This is a genomic window from Thalassospira sp. ABL2_045 (assembly GCF_056161285.1).
In genome coordinates this window covers 54668-71948 of record NZ_JBSWYV010000012.1, presented here as the reverse complement: position 1 = coordinate 71948, position 17281 = coordinate 54668, and the positions used below count along the sequence as shown (strand labels likewise).

At 54.8% G+C, this 17281-nt stretch carries 18 protein-coding genes; 9 read left to right on the top strand and 9 right to left on the bottom strand.

Going from position 1 to position 17281, the window contains the following annotated elements:
• The first annotated feature begins 116 nt into the window (after positions 1 to 116).
• From phnD to glpD, 5 genes are all read left to right on the top strand, one after another.
• Entirely contained in the window at positions 117 to 1115 is a 999-nt protein-coding gene (gene phnD / locus ACXAIA_RS16280) for a phosphate/phosphite/phosphonate ABC transporter substrate-binding protein (protein ID WP_475350249.1), read from the top strand.
• Between the two features lie 82 nt (positions 1116 to 1197).
• Positions 1198 to 1995, top strand: a complete 798-nt coding sequence (phnC, locus tag ACXAIA_RS16275; RefSeq protein ID WP_475344838.1) for a phosphonate ABC transporter ATP-binding protein — start codon at positions 1198 to 1200, stop codon at positions 1993 to 1995.
• Positions 1992 to 2798, top strand: a complete 807-nt coding sequence (gene phnE / locus ACXAIA_RS16270; RefSeq protein ID WP_475350248.1) for a phosphonate ABC transporter, permease protein PhnE — start codon at positions 1992 to 1994, stop codon at positions 2796 to 2798. The genes phnC and phnE (ACXAIA_RS16270) overlap by 4 nt, the downstream gene beginning before the upstream one ends.
• Entirely contained in the window at positions 2792 to 3616 is an 825-nt protein-coding gene (phnE, locus tag ACXAIA_RS16265; RefSeq protein WP_475344835.1) for a phosphonate ABC transporter, permease protein PhnE, read from the top strand. The genes phnE (ACXAIA_RS16270) and phnE (ACXAIA_RS16265) overlap by 7 nt, the downstream gene beginning before the upstream one ends.
• 1 nt (position 3617) lies before the next feature.
• Positions 3618 to 5138, top strand: coding sequence for a glycerol-3-phosphate dehydrogenase (glpD, locus tag ACXAIA_RS16260; RefSeq protein WP_475350247.1), 1521 nt, complete (start codon positions 3618 to 3620; stop codon positions 5136 to 5138).
• 78 nt (positions 5139 to 5216) lie between these two features.
• On the opposite strand, the gene ACXAIA_RS16255 is transcribed toward glpD, so the two are convergent.
• On the bottom strand, positions 5217 to 6587 hold the full coding sequence (locus tag ACXAIA_RS16255) for a glutamate--cysteine ligase (RefSeq protein WP_475350246.1): 1371 nt from the start codon (positions 6585 to 6587) through the stop codon (positions 5217 to 5219).
• 11 nt (positions 6588 to 6598) lie between these two features.
• The gene (locus tag ACXAIA_RS16250) at positions 6599 to 7399 is read right to left on the bottom strand and encodes a 16S rRNA (uracil(1498)-N(3))-methyltransferase (RefSeq protein ID WP_475350245.1); all 801 of its coding nucleotides are present in this window, start codon (positions 7397 to 7399) and stop codon (positions 6599 to 6601) included.
• 60 nt (positions 7400 to 7459) lie between these two features.
• Between ACXAIA_RS16250 and ubiA the strand changes: the two genes are divergently transcribed.
• Positions 7460 to 8413 carry a 4-hydroxybenzoate octaprenyltransferase gene (gene ubiA / locus ACXAIA_RS16245; RefSeq protein ID WP_475350244.1) on the top strand — a complete coding sequence of 318 codons (954 nt, stop codon included), beginning with the start codon at positions 7460 to 7462 and terminating at the stop codon, positions 8411 to 8413.
• Between the two features lie 33 nt (positions 8414 to 8446).
• The gene (locus ACXAIA_RS16240; RefSeq protein WP_475350243.1) at positions 8447 to 9154 is read left to right on the top strand and encodes a class I SAM-dependent methyltransferase; all 708 of its coding nucleotides are present in this window, start codon (positions 8447 to 8449) and stop codon (positions 9152 to 9154) included.
• Between the two features lie 72 nt (positions 9155 to 9226).
• On the opposite strand, the gene ACXAIA_RS16235 is transcribed toward ACXAIA_RS16240, so the two are convergent.
• The 3 genes from ACXAIA_RS16235 to ACXAIA_RS16225 all read right to left on the bottom strand — a co-directional run bounded on the left by ACXAIA_RS16235 (position 9227) and on the right by ACXAIA_RS16225 (position 12348).
• Positions 9227 to 10924 carry a methyl-accepting chemotaxis protein gene (locus ACXAIA_RS16235; protein WP_475350242.1) on the bottom strand — a complete coding sequence of 566 codons (1698 nt, stop codon included), beginning with the start codon at positions 10922 to 10924 and terminating at the stop codon, positions 9227 to 9229.
• A gap of 301 nt (positions 10925 to 11225) precedes the next feature.
• Complete coding sequence (locus ACXAIA_RS16230; protein WP_475350241.1) at positions 11226 to 11975, bottom strand: hypothetical protein; 750 nt, start codon at positions 11973 to 11975, stop codon at positions 11226 to 11228.
• 16 nt (positions 11976 to 11991) lie between these two features.
• Complete coding sequence (locus ACXAIA_RS16225) at positions 11992 to 12348, bottom strand: DUF4170 domain-containing protein (RefSeq protein WP_475350240.1); 357 nt, start codon at positions 12346 to 12348, stop codon at positions 11992 to 11994.
• A 264-nt stretch (positions 12349 to 12612) separates the two neighbouring features.
• Here ACXAIA_RS16225 and ACXAIA_RS16220 point away from each other — a divergent pair, with 264 nt between their 5' ends.
• Entirely contained in the window at positions 12613 to 14139 is a 1527-nt protein-coding gene (locus tag ACXAIA_RS16220; protein WP_475350239.1) for a UbiD family decarboxylase, read from the top strand.
• A 23-nt stretch (positions 14140 to 14162) separates the two neighbouring features.
• On the opposite strand, the gene ACXAIA_RS16215 is transcribed toward ACXAIA_RS16220, so the two are convergent.
• The 4 genes from ACXAIA_RS16215 to ACXAIA_RS16200 are packed head-to-tail and all read right to left on the bottom strand — an operon-like array spanning position 14163 to position 15582.
• Positions 14163 to 14351, bottom strand: coding sequence for a type II toxin-antitoxin system CcdA family antitoxin (locus tag ACXAIA_RS16215; protein ID WP_475350295.1), 189 nt, complete (start codon positions 14349 to 14351; stop codon positions 14163 to 14165).
• Between the two features lie 47 nt (positions 14352 to 14398).
• Positions 14399 to 14686: a HigA family addiction module antitoxin gene (locus tag ACXAIA_RS16210; protein ID WP_475350238.1), complete on the bottom strand. Its 288-nt coding sequence runs from the start codon at positions 14684 to 14686 to the stop codon at positions 14399 to 14401.
• Positions 14687 to 14697: 11 nt separating this feature from the next.
• Entirely contained in the window at positions 14698 to 14979 is a 282-nt protein-coding gene (locus ACXAIA_RS16205) for a type II toxin-antitoxin system RelE/ParE family toxin (RefSeq protein ID WP_417830250.1), read from the bottom strand.
• Between the two features lie 30 nt (positions 14980 to 15009).
• On the bottom strand, positions 15010 to 15582 hold the full coding sequence (locus ACXAIA_RS16200; protein WP_475350237.1) for a hypothetical protein: 573 nt from the start codon (positions 15580 to 15582) through the stop codon (positions 15010 to 15012).
• A 275-nt stretch (positions 15583 to 15857) separates the two neighbouring features.
• Between ACXAIA_RS16200 and ACXAIA_RS16195 the strand changes: the two genes are divergently transcribed.
• A complete protein-coding gene (locus ACXAIA_RS16195; RefSeq protein WP_475350236.1) occupies positions 15858 to 17207 on the top strand; it encodes a TldD/PmbA family protein in 1350 nt (449 codons plus the stop codon).
• Positions 17208 to 17281 lie beyond the last annotated feature (74 nt).

The window sequence follows — 17281 nt, the reverse complement described above, 5'->3', positions numbered from 1 at the left end:
TTGATTTTCCAACTTTTTCAAATTCATAATGTTGGTTAAAGCAACAATAAAAACAACAAAACCACGCTCAAAATGGCGGAAAACCGTCAATCACAGGGAAGAAAGGTGCAAAACCAGTGTTTTCACATCCGAAAAAAACCGATAGTTTAAAACTGACCACCCTCCTTGCCGCAATCGGCATGGTCGGCATGGCATCCACCCCGGCTGCCGCAGCAGATGACTGCATCGCGCGCGGCGATCTTGATCCGATTTATTGCGACATGGACGGTGACCTTGTTGCCGATGCCCCGGCCGCAGATCAGCTTGTTGATCCCGACACCCTTGTCTTTGCCTATACCCCGGTCGAAGACCCGGCCGTCTATGCTGACATCTGGGACCCGTTCCTCCAGCATCTTGAAGACGTTACCGGCAAAGACGTGCACTTCTTTGCGGTTCAGTCGAACTCGGCAGAAGTCGAAGCCATGCGTTCAGGTCGTCTGCACGTTGCCGGCTTCTCGACCGGTCCGACCCCGTTTGCTGTCAACCTTGCCGGTGCCGTTCCGTTTGCCCTGATGGGGGCCGATGATGGTCGCTTTGGCTATACGCTTCAGCTTTACACCCGTACCGACAGTGGCATCGACAAGGTCGAGGACCTCAAAGGCAAACGCGTTGCGCATACCTCGCCGACCTCGAACTCGGGCAACCTGGCACCGCGCGCACTGCTTCCGGGTCAGGGCGTCGTTCCGGAACAGGATTACGAAGTTGTCTATTCCGGTTCGCACGATCAGTCGATCCTTGGCGTTGTCGCCGGTGACTATGATGCAGCCCCGGTTGCCTCGGAAGTTGTCGAACGTATGGCCCAGCGCGATCTCTATGATCCGAACGAAGTCAAAATCATCTATGAAAGCAAGCCTTTCCCGACCACTTCGTTCAACTATGCCTACAACCTCGCGCCGGAACTGGTCGAAAAGATCAAGGAAGCCTTCTTTACCTTTGACATGAAGGGCACCGCCCTTGGTGAAGAATTCAAAGGTGTCTCGAAGTTCCTGCCGATCACCTATCAGGATGACTGGGCGGTTATCCGCGAAATTCAGGCTGCCAACGGTGTCAAATACACCCCGGACAACCTCAAGTAATTCCTGACTTTCCAATCGATCCGAACTTTGCAGGGCCTGCCTTGGCAGGCCCTGTGCCACCCATATTATTCGGGGTAACGCAATGCTGCGTATCAAAGAACTTGTAAAACGCTATGGCGACGAAAAGGCCGTGTTGAAGAACCTGAACCTTGAAGTCCCGGGCGAGAGTGTTGTTTCCATCATTGGTGCTTCGGGCGCAGGTAAAAGTACCCTGCTGCGCTGTATCAACCGCCTTGTGGAACCGTCTTCGGGCTCCATCGAACTCAATGGCACTGAACTGACCAGCCTCGAAGGCAAGGCGCTGCGTTTGGCACGCCGGCGCATCGGCATGGTGTTTCAGGGCTTTAACCTGATTGACCGCCTGACGGTCATGGAAAACGTCCAGTCCGGTCGTCTGGGCTATCTGCCGGCATGGCGCGCCGTGACGCGCAAATATCCGCAGGAAGATATTGATCGCGCCTTCCATTTGATGGAACGCGTCGGTATCGCCCATTATGCCGACAAACGGGCTGATGAACTTTCCGGCGGTGAACGCCAGCGTGTCGGTGTTGTCCGCGCCCTGATGCAGGAACCTGAAATCCTGCTTGCCGATGAACCGACGGCATCGCTTGATCCGAAAACATCCCGTCAGATCATGGAACTGCTGCGCGCGCTCGCATCCGAGCTGCACCTGCCGGTTCTGATCAACATTCATAACGTCAACGAAGCCAAGGAATATACCCAGCGTATCGTTGGCATGCGCTTTGGCCGCATCATTTTCGATGGCGAGCCGGTTGACCTGAACAATGACGCGATGGATGAAATTTATGCCGGTGTCCCGGCCGAAGAACGCGGTGGTGCCGAAAGCAGCAATCACCTGCGCGAGGTCGCGGCACGATGAGCAGCACCGTTCAATCAACGGGCCGCACCTGGAAGAAGTCCCCCTTTATTGCCAACCCCGTGTTGCGCTGGGGCATTCTGGTGGCGGTTGCGGCCTATGTATGGTGGGCATTAACGTCCCTGCCATTCGACTGGGAGCGTATTCAGGACGGTGTCCCGCGTGCTATCCGTATCTTCAAGGGCGCCTTCCCGCCAAGCTTCCTGCGCGGCGAGTTGCTGTTTGACGGCTTTATGGAAAGCATCAAGATCGCCATCGTCTCAACCCTGCTTGGTCTGGCGTTGAGCGTTCCGATTGCCTTTGCATCCGCATCAAACATCGCACCCAAATGGCTTTATACCATCGGGCGCGGTGTCATCATTGTTGCGCGTTCCTTCCATCCGGTCATTGTCGCCATCCTGTTTGTCAAAGCGGTCGGCTTTGGCCCGCTGGCGGGCATCCTGACGCTGACGGTCTATTCCATCGGGTTCGTTGCCAAAATGCTGGCCGAACGGATCGAGGAAATCGACTGGGGTCAGGTTGAAGCGATCCGGGCAGCCGGCGGGGCGACATTTGTCACCCTACTTTATGCCGTGATCCCGCAAATCATGCCCCGTCAGATTGGTCTTTCGATCTATCAGCTTGATAGCAACCTGCGCGCATCTGCCATTGTTGGCATCGTTGGTGCGGGCGGTATCGGATCGACCCTTCTTAATGCCTTTGGGCGTTACGACTATGACTTTGCGCTGGCGATTACCCTTTGCATCATCGGTGTGATCCTTGTCAGCGAGGCCATCAGCGGCCGGATCAGGAGGAACCTATGGTAGCCACCACCCAACCTACCGGACCGGAAGCAATCGCCAATCGCGAATGGTCCCGCTACACCACCAAGGAACGCTGGCGGCGTTACGGCCTGACCGCACTTGTCGCACTCGCCGTTGTCTGGTCGCTCTCCACGATCAATGTCATCTGGCCGTGGCTTTGGGATGCCCCGGCCCAGATGGGCGATCTGTTTGCCCGCATGTTCCCGCCATCGCTTGAAGGTTGGCAGGAAATCGGCTGGACGTTGCTTGAAACCGTCAATATCGCAACGATCGCGACCTTCTTTGCGGTATTCATGTCCCTTCCGATTGCCCTGATCGCGGCACAGAACACCACCCCGAACCGTTTCACGCTGTGGCTTGGCCGGTTCATTCTGGTGTCGTCGCGTTCGGTCAACACCATCATTTGGGCACTGCTGTTTGTTGCTGTGTTCGGACCGGGTGTTCTGGCCGGTATTCTGGCGATCATTTTCCGATCGCTTGGGTTCCTTGGCAAATTGCTGGGCGAGGCGATTGAGGAAATCGACCGTGCACCGATCGAAGCCCTGGAATCCGTTGGCGCATCGCGCTTCAAGATTCTGGTGTATGGCGTCATTCCGCAAGTCATGCCGACCTTCTTTGCCGTATCCATTCTGCGTTGGGACATCAACCTGCGTGAAAGTACGGTTCTGGGTCTGGTCGGGGCTGGCGGTATCGGCATCATCCTTCAGGGGGCGATTGATACCTTTGCCTGGCAAACGGTTGCCACGATCCTGCTGGCAATTATTGGTCTGGTCATTATTGGCGAAGCCATCTCAGCTTACCTGCGTAAAAAGGTGATCTGACGTGACCAAAACATACGACCTTCTGGTCGTTGGCGGCGGCATTAACGGGGCTGGTATTGCCCGTGATGCCGCCGGTCGCGGACTTTCTGTTCTTTTGGTCGAACAGCGCGACCTTGCCTCGGCCACCTCTTCCTCCTCGACCAAACTCATCCATGGCGGTCTTCGCTATCTTGAACATTACGAGTTCCGACTGGTGCGCGAAGCCCTTCAGGAACGCGAAGTTCTTTTGAGCGCTGCCCCACATATCATCTGGCCATTGACGTTTGTTTTGCCCCATCACAAGGGCCTGCGTCCGAAATGGATGCTGCGCGCCGGGTTGTTCCTGTATGACCATTTGGCAAAACGCAAACGCCTGCCGGGCTCACGCGCTGTTTCGTTTAAGGACACACCCGAAGGCGAACCGTTGAAATCCGACTTTACCGGCGGTTTTTCCTATTCCGATTGCTGGGTTGATGATGCCCGTCTTGTGGTTTTGAACGCACAAGACGCCGAGGTGCGCGGTGCAGAAATCCGCACCCGGACCAGATGCGCGTCACTGGTGCGTCATCATGATCACTGGAATGCCGAACTGATCGGCCCTGATGGCAGCCCACAGTCGGTTCAGGCCAAAGCAGTGGTCAATGGTGCCGGGCCGTGGGTGACCGAGATGGTTGAAAATGCCGGACTTGGCCAAAAGGCTGCCGGTCTTCGACTGGTCAAGGGCAGCCACATTGTCGTGCCGCGCATTCATGACCATGATCATTGCTATATCTTCCAGAATGGAGATGGGCGCATTGCCTTTGCCATCCCCTATCAGCAGGACCACACCCTGATCGGGACCACCGATGTTGCCTATAATGGCGACCCGGCACAGGTCAAAATCAGCGATCAGGAAGTCGACTATCTGCTTGATCTGGTGAATGGCTATCTGGACAAGCCGCTTGGCCGCAAGGACGTGGTTTGGGATTATTCCGGTGTCCGCCCGCTTTATGATGACAAGAACGCCAACGCGTCCGCGGTAACCCGCGACTACGTGTTTGATCTTGATACCGGCGACACCGGCAGCGCGGCCCCGATCCTGTCGATCTATGGCGGCAAGATCACCACCTATCGCAGGCTTGCCGAACATGCGATGCAGAAACTGGCCCCGGTTCTGGGCAACAATGCCAGGGACTGGACTGCAAAGGCCGTTCTGCCCGGCGGTGATATGCTCGACGGGGACTTTGATGCATTCCTTGCCAAGGCCAGGGCAACATATGACTGGTTGCCAGAAGCCTTGCTGTATCGACTGGTGCGCAGCTATGGCACGGCGATTACAGAAATCATCGGCGCGGCGGCATCACTGGATGATTTGGGGGCAGAAGTTACCCCGAGCCTGTATGAGGCTGAACTCCACTACCTGATGGCCAATGAATGGGCGTGCAACGCAGAAGATGTTCTGTGGCGCAGGACCAAGCTTGGCATCGGGATGCAGCCTGATCAGGTCGAAGCCATCGAACAATGGTTTGCCGCCCAAACCCGGCTTGGTCAGGCTGCACAGTAACCAGCAATTCATGCGATCTGCAGACATGAAAAAAGGGCAGTGATTTCACTGCCCTTTTTTGCAAATTCTGATGCGCCCTTAATAGGCATATTCCTTGAACAGCGGATCAACCGAACCGTTCCATTCGGTTTCATACTTATCAAGGAATTCCTCGGCCAGGGTCCGGCCGCTTTGCGCGACGTCATCAAGGCTGTCGAGGAAGTGGCTTTCATCATCACCATAGCCATCCATGCGGCCACGGTTCTTAAGCCCCTGACGGGCAATTGCCAGAACTTCCTTTGAAAGATCCTGAACCGTGCCGTTCTTAAACGGGGTCGCAAGGGCTGTACGCGGAACATCATTACGAAGGGCTTCGCGCTCAGAAACCGACAGGTCCTTGACCAGATCCCATGCGGCATCAAGGGCAGCGTCATCATAGAGCAACCCAACCCAAAGGGCCGGCAGCGCACAGATGCGTTTCCACGGTCCACCATCGGCCCCGCGCATTTCAAGGAACTTCTTAAGACGCACTTCCGGGAAGGCGGTGGTCATGTGATCTGACCAGTCATTCATGGTCGGACGTTCGCCCGGCACGACATCAAGCTTGCCATCCATGAAATCACGGAACGACTTGCCCGAAGCATCAAGATACTTGCCATCGCGATAGACAAAATACATCGGCACATCGAGCATGTAGTCAACGTACCGCTCAAAGCCAAAACCGTCTTCGAACACAAACGGCAACATGCCGCAGCGATCCGGGTCGGTATCGGTCCAGACGTTCGAGCGTGCCGACAGGAAGCCGCTTGGTTTGCCATCGACAAACGGGGACGCCGCAAACAGGGCGGTCGCCACCGGCTGAAGGGCCAGCGACGTTTTGAATTTCTTGACCATGTCGGCTTCAGAGCTGAAGTCGAGATTGACCTGAATGGTCGAGGTCCGCAGCATCATGTCCAGACCAAGGTTTCCGACCTTGGGCATGTATTCACCCATGATCTTGTAACGCCCCTTGGGCATCCACGGAATGTCTTCACGCTTCCATTTCGGATTGTGTCCGACGCCAAGCATATCAATGCCAAGCCCATCGCAAATCTCGCGGACTTCATGAAGGTGCGTATGCACTTCACCACAGGTCTGGTGAATGTTTTTAAGCGGTGCACCGGAAAGCTCGATCTGCCCACCGGGTTCGAGGGATACGGAACATTTGTCCTTGGTAAGCGCAATGACATTGCCGTTCTCGATGACCGGTTCCCAGTCATAATGTTTGGCAAGGGCATTGAGCAGCATTTTAACCCCGCGTTCCCCTTCATAGGGAATGGGGCGCAGATCATCGCGGGTATAGGCGAATTTTTCGTGTTCGGTGCCGATGGCCCAGTCCTTTTTCGGCGTACAGCCGGACTCAAACCATTCGACGAGCTGGCGCCGGCTTTCAATAACCGGGCTGTCACCAGTGGAGGCGCTGACAGTCATAAGGGCTTCCCCTAATCTCTCGCAACGGGTCGGTGCGACCAATCGCCGATACGATCCTGAAATACGGTCAAAGCTGCGATTGCGGCCGTTTCGGCACGCAGGATACGCGGACCGAGACTAACAGGCGTTGCAAAAGGCTGTTTGCGGATACGTTCAAGTTCGTCGGCGCTAAAGCCGCCCTCGGGTCCAATCACGATTGCATGGTTAACAACATTGATATTGTCGATAAACGAGCCAGAGCCCTTTGCCAATAGTTGACTTAGCACTTCACCAATTGGTGACCCGGAACCGGTTTCATCACAAAACAGCAGATGGTGATTTTCCGGCACATTTGCGACCCAGTCGAGAAGACGCACAGGCTCGCAAACCTCAGGCACAGTCAGGCGCTCGCACTGTTCGGCCGCCTCAATAACCTGTGACTGCAAACGATCAAGGCGGACCTTGTCGGTGATGCCATGCTGGGTGATGACCGGCTGCAATCTTTCAACCCCAAGCTCGACCGATTTTTCAATCAGGAAATCAAGCCGTTGTTTTTTGATCGGTGCAAAGACAAGAGTCGGACCGACCTCTGTGCCCTGATCACGCAACCGGCGCTCGGCAGTGACGCTGCCCTTCTTCTTGCGAAGGGCGCTGATCGTGCCAAGCCACTCCCCGTCCAGGCCGTTAAAAATTTTTACCGGCGTTCCGGGCTTGAGGCGCATGACATGTTCGAGGTAATGAGACTGTTCGGGAGCAAGTTCGATTTCGCTATCGGCCATGATAGGATCACGAACGAAAAGGCGTTGGCGGGCACGCGTGGCATCAGCGGTCATAAAAGTCCCCAAAGCCGTTTTACGGCATCTTGAAAAAGTTTTTTATCAGATAGGCCAATTATGACACAGGTCAACCAGCCAATACAGACGTCCAAAAACGATATGCCACAGGATGGCTGGATTGATCGCTTCATGCCGGGACCTGTGCGTCCCTATCTGAAACTGCTGCGCCTTGATCGCCCGATTGGCACATGGCTTTTGCTGCTGCCCTGCTGGTGGTCCACCGCCATGGCTGGTGGCCTGTTCGATGAGATCAACGCAAAGCAAATCGTCATCATGATGGCCCTGTTTGGGCTTGGCGCGATCGTCATGCGTGGGGCCGGCTGCGTGATCAACGATCTGGCCGATCGCAATTTTGATGGTCAGGTTGAACGCACCACCACTCGCCCGCTGCCAAGCGGGCAGGTCAAAGTTTGGCAGGCCTTGCTGTTCCTTGGTTTCATGATGTTGCTGGGGCTTGGCATTCTGGTGCAGTTCCGCATTGAGGCAATCATTGTCGGCATCTGTTCGATCCCGATCATCATCACCTATCCGTTCATGAAACGGATCACCTATTGGCCGCAGGCCTGCCTTGGCCTTGCCTTTAACTGGGGCGCACTGGTTGGTTGGGCTGCGGTGACCGGCACGGTCGAACCGGCCACAATTGCCATGTATGCGGCGGGCTTTTTCTGGACGCTTGGCTATGACACCATCTATGCCCATCAGGACAAGGATGACGATGCCAAGATCGGCCTGAAGTCACTGGCACTGCATCTGGGCGATGCCACGCCGAAATGGGCAAAGGGGTTCTATACCATGACCACCCTTCTGCTGGGCATTTCGGGCATGCTGGCGGATTTGCATTGGTCTTATTTCGTATTGCTGGGGCTTGCTGGTATCCACCTTGGCTGGCAGGTTGCCACCGTCAAACTTGATGACGCGGCCAACTGCCTGAAGCGGTTCAAGTCCAACCGCGATTACGGGTTGCTGGTCCTTGTTGCCATCGTGCTTTCGCATCTGATTGCAGCCGCTTAAACAAAACACCCCTTTTTCAAGGTGAACCGCCAAATGAGCGACAATGTCTTTGCCGATGCACTGGTACCCGATGTCGATGATCCGCAATTTGCCGATCTGATCGAGACATTTACCGTACCGGCCCGGGTGCCCCTGGCACCGGAAATCGAGATGTATCTGGCTACCCACATCACCCCGCTTTGGCAGGCGACCGAGGATATTTTGGGCGTCCTCGATATCCCGCCGCCCTATTGGGCCTTTGCATGGCCGGGTGGACAGGCCATCACGCGCTATATCCTTGATCACCCGGAATTGGTGCGTGGCAAACGGGTGCTTGATTTTGCCTGTGGCGGTGGCATGCAGGCGATTGCCTGTGTGCAGGCCGAGGCAGCTGAAATTCTTGCCAATGACATCGATCCGGTGGCGATTACCGCGACCCGGCTCAACGCCAAGCATAACGGTGTCGAAATCCCGACCACCACCGAAAACCTTGTGGGGACATCGGCCCCGGAAAAGCGCTGGGATGTGATTTTTGCTGGTGACGTCTGTTACCAGCAGGATATGGCAAATGCCGTCTTGCAGTGGCTGATGGCCGAGGCCCGCCTGGGCACCAAGGTCATTCTGGCCGATCCGGGCCGGACATACGCGCCGACACACAATATCGACGAGTTGGAAACCTATGACGTGCCGGTCGACGTCGCAGTCGAAGACACTGACAGCAAGTTCACCCGGATTTGGCAGTTGCTCCCCGACCGCACCTGAGTTCCCAGTCAAAACACAAGCCCGGCAGACCAATCGGCATGCCGGGCTTTTGTATATCTGCGTCTGACTGTCCTACTTGACGAGACTTCTCACGCACTCGTTCAGTTCGGAAATGCCGCTAAAGACAAACTGGATATTCTTCGAGATATCCTGTGTAACGCTTGTCTGCTCTTCAACCGCCGAGGCGATGGAATTGACATAATCGCTTACGGTATCTGCAGACGAGGAAATGCCCTGGGTCGAGGCGACAACACGGTGCGTGATGTCGATCATCGCCTGAATCTGGGTTTCGATCTCGTCGGTCGCACGCGCAGTCTGATTGGCAAGGTTTTTGACCTCGTTTGCAACCACTGCAAAGCCCTTGCCAGCCTCGCCCGCACGGGCCGCTTCAATCGTTGCATTCAGGGCCAGCAGGTTCACCTGTTCGGCCAGATCACGAATGATTTGCACGACACCCGCCATTGATTCCGAGGTTGTTTCAAGATCCCCGCGAACTTCATTCGCCTCGCTGGTTTTGGCGACGATGTCGCGCATCTCCACTTGCGAGCGCTGCATGCTTTCGCTGATTTCCTGGATAGCTGCCAGCATTTCTTCAGACGCGCTGGCGACGGCTTCGGCACTTGAGCTTGATGTCTCGGAAAGGTCTTTGACTTTACGGCGGGCCTTAACCTGTTTGGTAATATCGGTCGCGAACTTGACCACTTTGAACGGACGGCCATTCATGTCCATCACCGGGTTGTAGCTCGCCTGAATCCAGACTTCACGCCCCCCTTTGCCAACGCGTTGGAATTCGGCCACCTTGTATTCACCCCGACGCAATTCTTCCCAAAATGCTTTGTATTCGGGACTTTTGGCATTTTGTGGGGTTACGAAAATGCTGTGGTGCTTGCCTTGAATCTCGGACAGGTTATAGCCCATCGTCTTGAGGAAGTTTTCGTTGGCCGTCTGGATGGTGCCATCCAGGTCGAACGAAATCACGGCTTGCGACTTGTTGATGGCATCGATCTGACCGGCGTGATCGGCTGCCTGCAATTTGGTAGCCGTAATGTCGGTGGCATATTTCACGACCTTGAACGGCCGACCGGCCATATCAAGGATCGGATTGTAGCTGGCCTGAATCCAGACTTCCTTGCCATCCTTGCCAAAGCGTTGGAATTCGCGAGAAAGATGCTCACCGGCACGAAGGTGCGCCCAGAAATCTTGATATTCCGCACTGTTTGCGTATTCAGGGGTCACAAACATGCTGTGATGCTTGCCGACCACTTCTTTGTGCGTATAGCCCATCGCATTAAGGAAGTTCACATTGGCGCTCAAGATATTGCCCGAAAGGTCGAACTCGATCACTGCCTGTGATTTACCAATGGCGTCAATCTGCCCGGCATAGTCGGTGGCCTGTAGTTTACGCGCGGTGATATCGCTTGCGATCTTGATCACTTTGTAAGTCTTGCCAGCCTTGTTTACGACCGAGTTATATGTCGCCTGAATCCAGACTTCCCGGCCACCTTTGGCAAAACGCTGATACTCGGCCGTGAAATAGGCCCCGGCCTCCATATTCGTCCAGAACTTCTGATAGTCTTCGGTTTTAACGAATTCAGGATCAACAAACATGCTGTGATGCTTGCCGCGCACTTCCGAAAGCTCATAGCCCATCAGCTTGAGGAAATTCGGATTTGCGTCAATGATCGTCCCATCAACCGTGAATTCGATGGTTGCAAGCGATCGCTTAATCGCACTGATGACGTTTTTATCGTCGGACTGGAAGCCGAACATGGCTGTCCCCCTTATAAGAACACACAGACCTACGCGCGGCGTGGACACACTGCGCGATCAGCTCCCCCCAAAAGAGCTGCAGCAATTGCCAGCACTGTTAAGTGTCCGGTGCCGACGGGATTTAATTTTTAACTGCTCGTTTTAAACAAGGTCGCAAGGACGGTTAACCCGACTTGACCCAAGAACTCAGAATAAATCACAAACCATAAATTATTCGAATTACATCAAACACTTAATGAGCTATTTGATGCCTTCAGCGGTATACATATGGGAGCTACTTCAAGGATAAAAAGGGGGTGATTTATTTTATTGTAAACTGCCCGGCCAGCGCGTTACGCAAGGCTTGATCATCAATCATACGTAGTATGAACTCGGCCCGCATGGGTTGCTTTGCAAGTTTTGCGAAAAGCGCCATGATTTCCCATTGGGTTTTGGAAGGAAATCGCCTGTTTTCCGCGCGAATGGCAGACAAGGCATAAATATCACCATGCCCGAAAACATGCCCGCGCACGGACTGGTACATGCCGATGTGATCAGGTCGTATGCCGCAATCAAGTTCAAGATCACGGCCATGCAGTTGCTGATAGCTGTAATGGGCAGGGACTGATTCGGTCACATGCATATGGGCAAGCTGCTGGGCTGTGAGCCAGGTTATTGAAACCCGCACGCGTGTGCCCGGTGACGGTGCCAGTGTTGCCGGAACCGCGCCATAACCGGTCAAGTGCGTGGAATAGACAATGTCATGATGCGCCAGCCAGCCATGGGTGACCGGTATTTCGTCTGACAGGTTCTGATGGGTGAATTTCCGGCTGAGCTGAACCGGTGCACGGTTTGAACCAACGGCCAGAACCGGGGTGCGGCCGCAGATCAGGTCTGGAACCGTGTCCGCGCCGACCTTGGAATACGCACCGCCCTTGAACAAAAAATCATGATCGGGTGCAGCATAAGGATACAAAAACGCGCGCAGGAGTTCCTGCGCGCGTGGATGCTGTTCGATCTGTTCGCGCAGCACGGGATCCGTGACGAGTTGCGCATCAGATAACGAAAACATATCTGGTCGGTCCGGCTTAGCCTTCTACGACGCGATAGCGATAGTTGCAGTCATCAACATGCTGCCATGCCAGTTTCGACCATGCTTTTTCTGCATCGCCGAATGTCGCGAACGGGCCGTGACGCTCTTCGTCGCCGCCAACCGGGTTTTCAAAGTCGGTGCTTTCATATTCGCCACCGACGACCCAGTATTCTTCAAGGCGTTCGATACGATAACGCGAATTTGCGTCGTCAACCGACTGCCAGGCCATTTTAGACCATTGCTGTTCGGCTTCTTCGAAGCTGCCAAACGGACCAATCTTGGTTTCTTCGCCAATCGACTGATCAAAACCGGTATCCTGATAGGTGCCCCCGATAACCCAGTACTTGGCCATCTGTGCGTCCTTCATGCTTTTGGTGAGTTGCCAGGTCGCGTGTTGTGGGTCACGCGACTCAATTCCTTGCCCATGTATAACCAAATGATGCGCAGACCAAAACCGCAAAATTATGCATCCCCGTGCGGCGCAGCATTGATCCTTCATGTAGGGATGGATCTCGCCCGTTACAAATGACGTATTTGATAACAGCAAGGTTGTCCCGTTCCGCTCCGCGGCGTATGAAGGCAATCAGGTTTCAAAGCTTTGCAGATGACAGGTGCCATGCCCTATCAATCCCTTCGTGACTTCATGGATGCGCTGGAAAAGTCCGGCCGCCTTGTCCGCGTCACCGAACCGGTCTCCCCCAACCTTGAAATGACAGAAATCCAGACGCGCCTTCTAGCCGAAGGCGGCCCGGCCGTTCTGTTTGAAAATGTCGTGGGCGATGACGGCAAAAAATATGACATGCCGGTTCTGGTGAACCTGTTTGGCACGGTCGACCGTGTGGCGGCGGGCATGAACCGCAAGCCGGAAGAATTGCGTGAAGTCGGCGAAACGCTGGCCTTTCTCAAGCAGCCCGAACCACCGGCCAGCATCCGCGAAGCGTTCTCCATGCTGCCGCTTGCCAAAACCGTCATGGCAATGAAGCCCAAAACGGTTTCAAAGGCCCCCTGTCAGGAAGTGGTGCTGGAAGGCGATGACGTTGATCTTTCGCAAATCCCGGTTCAGTCCTGCTGGCCCGGCGAACCCGGCCCGCTGATCACCTGGCCCCTGGTCGTGACCCAGGGACCAAGTGCCGGTGAAAAAGGCGGCGACAAGCGTGATGTCTTTAACCTTGGCATTTACCGCATGCAGGTGCTGGGCAAGAACAAGACCATCATGCGCTGGCTCAAGCACCGCGGTGGCGCGCAACATCATGCCCGCTGGAAACAGGAAAAGCGTGATCCGCTGCCAGCCGCCATCGTTCTCGGCGCTGATCCAGGCACGATCCTTGCCGCCGTCACCCCGGTGCCAGATACCCTGTCAGAATATCAATTTTCCGGTCTTCTGCGCGGCGAAAAGGTCGAGCTGGTCGATTGCAAGACCGTCCCGCTCAAGGTCCCGGCCACGGCCGAGATCGTGCTGGAAGGATATGTCTCGCTTGATGAGTACGCCCCCGAAGGTCCCTATGGCGATCACACCGGGTATTACAACTCGGTCGAAGATTTCCCGGTCTTTACCGTCACCGCGATCACCATGCGCAAAAAGCCGATCTATCTTTCGACCTTCACCGGCCGCCCGCCAGATGAGCCGTCCGTGCTTGGCGAAGCGCTCAATGATGTGTTTGTCCCGCTCCTGCAGCAGCAATTCCCGGAAATCGTCGATTTCTGGCTGCCGCCAGAGGGATGTAGCTATCGGATCGCGGTTGTGTCGATGAAGAAGGCCTATGCCGGTCATGCCAAGCGCGTGATGATGGGGGTTTGGTCATTCCTGCGCCAATTCATGTACACCAAGTTCGTTATCGTCGTGGATGACGACATTGATGTGCGCGACTGGAAGGACGTCATGTGGGCGATCTCGACCCGGATGGACCCGGTGCGCGACATTACTACCGTCACCGACACGCCGATTGATTACCTTGATTTCGCATCCCCGGTTTCGGGTCTGGGCGGCAAGCTTGGCCTTGATGCCACCAACAAGTTCCCAGGCGAAACCAACCGCGAATGGGGTGAAAAGATCTATATGGAAGATGAAATCATCGACCGTGTTGATCAGAAATGGGAACGCTATGGCCTGCCCGGATCGGGCAAGAAAATCTGGCGGGATTGATCGCGAACAGCTAGACGAAGATTCTAAAAAACCAGCATGCGTGGATGGTAAAATTTTCGATGCGGCGCCAATGGAATACCGTTCCGAGCAACATAATCGTTACTGGCATCCAGCGCAGCCTTGTTTTGTGGGCTCCATGGTTCCGAACGCTTTTTGGCAACAGTTTCACTCAGCAGTTCAGTCTCTTGGCTTATGTTATTGGGGGGTCGCATTGTCTTACGCGAGCAAACCATTATTACACCCTTCAATCGAACCGCATTTACGCGGCATGCGGTTCGACTTCGGCTACAATTTTCTCGCCCTCGGTCGCGCACGCAACCGATAGATCATACGCTGTTTGCGCGTTCAGCCAGAATTGTGCGGTCGTGCCAAAATAGCGCGACAAGCGCAATGCTGTATCAGCGGTAATAACACGTCGTCCACGCACGATGTCGTTGATCCGATTGGCAGGGACCTTGATACGGTCTGCCAATACGTTCCCGCTTAATCCCAAGGGGATCATAAATTCCTCTTTGAGGATTTCACCGGGCGCAGTTCTTATCCGCATAACGGCCTCCTTCAATGGTAATCAACAATTTCAACATCTTCTGCACCGCCATCACGCCAGACAAAACAGATGCGCCATTGATCGTTAATTCGAATGCTATGTTGGCCTTGTCTTTGACCGCGCAGCACCTCTAATCGGTTTCCGGGCGGTGAACGCAGATCCTCTATCGCCTCAGCATAATCAATCATATCTAGCTTTCGCAGAGACGCCTTCTCAATCGGGCGCAGCCACTTGGCGACACGGACACCATTGAACAAGTTCGCAGTGTCTTTGCTGGAAAAGCTTTTGATCATGATTATATGTAGTACGTACAATAAACAATGTCAATTTCTGAAGAACAACCAGTGATCACCGTTCTCGGCTGGCTTTTCGGAATAGTAGAACTGCGGCGCATCGCACATGAAATCATCAATGCGGATGGCGAAATTGCACATATCCGCATCGCCGATGATTTCAGACATGTATTCGGTGCTGTTTTCCTGCCAGCTCAGGACCGGCGGGGCTGTTTCATCATAGACGCACAGGGCAAACTGTTCGGATTGTTCGAACGGGATATAGCGGATTTCGCTTTGCGCCTTGCCGCCATGATTGGTTACGAACAACAGGGCAAATTGCGGCCCTTCGGGACTATCAAGATCGACCCAGCCAGCAATCCGGTCGACCTTGTCATCGCAGGTAAAATCACCTGTGAGCATCTGATGGCGATAGTTCCGGGCATATTGCCCGCCCTGCCAGCGCATCTCGCTGTAAAGCTGCGCGCTTGAGACCGGGTCGGTGCGGCCATCAGCGTTAAGTTCCCAGACACCACTATCTGCGGAATTTTCGGGCTGTTCCGTCACCGGTTCGGCTGGCGTGTGATTACAGGCCGCCAACATCATCGAAACAGCGCCAGTCATCAGGCCATGTCTTAAAAATCGCTTCGTCATTTGGTCCCCGTGCCACAGCTTCTTTGCTGCCTATCTTGCGTGTTATCACCCACTATATCAGAAGCATTCGCGAAAACAGCATCGCCTTCGCCCTTGCCCGCATGCGCAACGAAAACCACCTTTGTCACAGGCGGTTGATCACACTTGAAAACAGGGTTTGTGTTTCGCCCCTATGCGAATGCGATCTCGCCGCCTATAACGTAAGAAATTCATTCAGAGACCCATTTCGAGACAAGGGAGCCTCCATGCCCAAGACCGACATGACACTTGATCGCATCAATGATCTTCTCGCGCAGGCCAAAAAGGCTGGCGCAGATGACGCCGATGCCGTTTATGTCGAAGGCACATCGCTTTCGGTTGCCCAGCGTCTGGGCAAGATGGAGAAGCTTGAACGCTCTGAGGGGGCTGACCTTGGCCTTCGGGTTCTGATTGGTAAGAAGCAGGCGGTGGTATCGTCATCTGATACCAGTGATGCAGCGCTGAATGAGCTGGTCGAACGTGCGGTCGCCATGGCAAAAAATGCGCCGGAAGATCCCTATTGCGGCATTGCTGATCCATCTGAGCTTGCCGAAACGTTTGATGTCGAGGCGCTTGAGCTTTGCGAACCGGGCGAAGTTGATCAGGACAAGCTGATCGAATGGTCCAGTGCCTGTGAAGAAGCCGCCCGCTCGGTCGAGGGCATCACCAATTCCGAAGGATCCGAAGCCGGCTGGGGTCGCCATCAAATCACGCTGGCCGCAACCAACGGCTTTGCCAATTCCTATGCCGGGTCGGGCAGCCATATCTCGGTCTCTGTTCTGGCGGGCACCGGTACGGGCATGGAACGCGATTACGACTATGACAGCGCGGTCTTTTCGACCGATCTGCGCGATCCGGTCGATATCGGCAAAAAGGCGGCGGAGAAAACCCTGCGTCGCCTGAACCCGCGCAAGGTCAAAAGCGCGCAGGTGCCGGTGATTTATGATCCGCGTGTTTCGGCATCCATCGTTGGGCATCTTTCGGGTGCGATTAACGGTTCGGGCATTGCGCGTGGCACCAGCTTCCTGCTTGACGCCATGGATACGGAAATCTTTGCCCCGCATATCAACATCATTGATAACCCGCATCGCAAACGTGGACTTCGATCCAAACCGTTTGATGCCGAAGGGGTGGCAAACCAGAAACGCCATCTGATCGAAAACGGTGTTCTGAAAACCTGGATCATGGATTTACGTTCAGCCCGTCAGTTGGGCCTGAAATCAACCGGCAATGCATCACGCGGTGCCGGAAGCCTGCCGGGGCCATCGACCACCAATCTTTACATGGAACCGGGCACGATTTCGCCCGAAGACATGATCAAGGATATCAAATCGGGGCTCTATATCACCGAGATGATCGGCAGCAGCGTCAATGGTGTTACGGGTGATTATTCACGCGGTGCATCGGGCTATTGGATTGAAAATGGCGAACTGGCCTATCCGGTGTCGGAAATTACCGTAGCCGGGAACCTGAAAGACATGTTCAAGTCGGTTGTTCCGGCCAATGACCTCACCTTCAAATACGGCACCAACGCACCCACCCTTCGCATTGATGGCATGACGCTGGCCGGCCAATAGCACCGGCGCTTGATGCCGCTGATCCCAAAAGAACGCCCGGTCCATTTGGCCGGGCGTTTTCAGTTTGGGTACTT

Excerpts from the sequence above, each read along its gene's own strand:
- phnC (WP_475344838.1), top strand. The coding sequence starts at position 1,198 with ATGCTGCGTATCAAAGAACTTGTAAAACGCTATGGCGACGAAAAGGCC.
- phnE (WP_475350248.1), top strand. The coding sequence starts at position 1,992 with ATGAGCAGCACCGTTCAATCAACGGGCCGCACCTGGAAGAAGTCCCCC.
- phnE (WP_475344835.1), top strand. The coding sequence starts at position 2,792 with ATGGTAGCCACCACCCAACCTACCGGACCGGAAGCAATCGCCAATCGC.
- ACXAIA_RS16255 (WP_475350246.1), bottom strand. The coding sequence starts at position 6,587 with ATGACTGTCAGCGCCTCCACTGGTGACAGCCCGGTTATTGAAAGCCGG.
- ACXAIA_RS16250 (WP_475350245.1), bottom strand. The coding sequence starts at position 7,399 with ATGACCGCTGATGCCACGCGTGCCCGCCAACGCCTTTTCGTTCGTGAT.
- ubiA (WP_475350244.1), top strand. The coding sequence starts at position 7,460 with ATGACACAGGTCAACCAGCCAATACAGACGTCCAAAAACGATATGCCA.
- ACXAIA_RS16240 (WP_475350243.1), top strand. The coding sequence starts at position 8,447 with ATGAGCGACAATGTCTTTGCCGATGCACTGGTACCCGATGTCGATGAT.
- ACXAIA_RS16235 (WP_475350242.1), bottom strand. The coding sequence starts at position 10,924 with ATGTTCGGCTTCCAGTCCGACGATAAAAACGTCATCAGTGCGATTAAG.
- ACXAIA_RS16230 (WP_475350241.1), bottom strand. The coding sequence starts at position 11,975 with ATGTTTTCGTTATCTGATGCGCAACTCGTCACGGATCCCGTGCTGCGC.
- ACXAIA_RS16225 (WP_475350240.1), bottom strand. The coding sequence starts at position 12,348 with ATGGCCAAGTACTGGGTTATCGGGGGCACCTATCAGGATACCGGTTTT.
- ACXAIA_RS16220 (WP_475350239.1), top strand. The coding sequence starts at position 12,613 with ATGCCCTATCAATCCCTTCGTGACTTCATGGATGCGCTGGAAAAGTCC.
- ACXAIA_RS16215 (WP_475350295.1), bottom strand. The coding sequence starts at position 14,351 with ATGCGACCCCCCAATAACATAAGCCAAGAGACTGAACTGCTGAGTGAA.
- ACXAIA_RS16210 (WP_475350238.1), bottom strand. The coding sequence starts at position 14,686 with ATGCGGATAAGAACTGCGCCCGGTGAAATCCTCAAAGAGGAATTTATG.
- ACXAIA_RS16205 (WP_417830250.1), bottom strand. The coding sequence starts at position 14,979 with ATGATCAAAAGCTTTTCCAGCAAAGACACTGCGAACTTGTTCAATGGT.
- ACXAIA_RS16200 (WP_475350237.1), bottom strand. The coding sequence starts at position 15,582 with ATGACTGGCGCTGTTTCGATGATGTTGGCGGCCTGTAATCACACGCCA.
- ACXAIA_RS16195 (WP_475350236.1), top strand. The coding sequence starts at position 15,858 with ATGCCCAAGACCGACATGACACTTGATCGCATCAATGATCTTCTCGCG.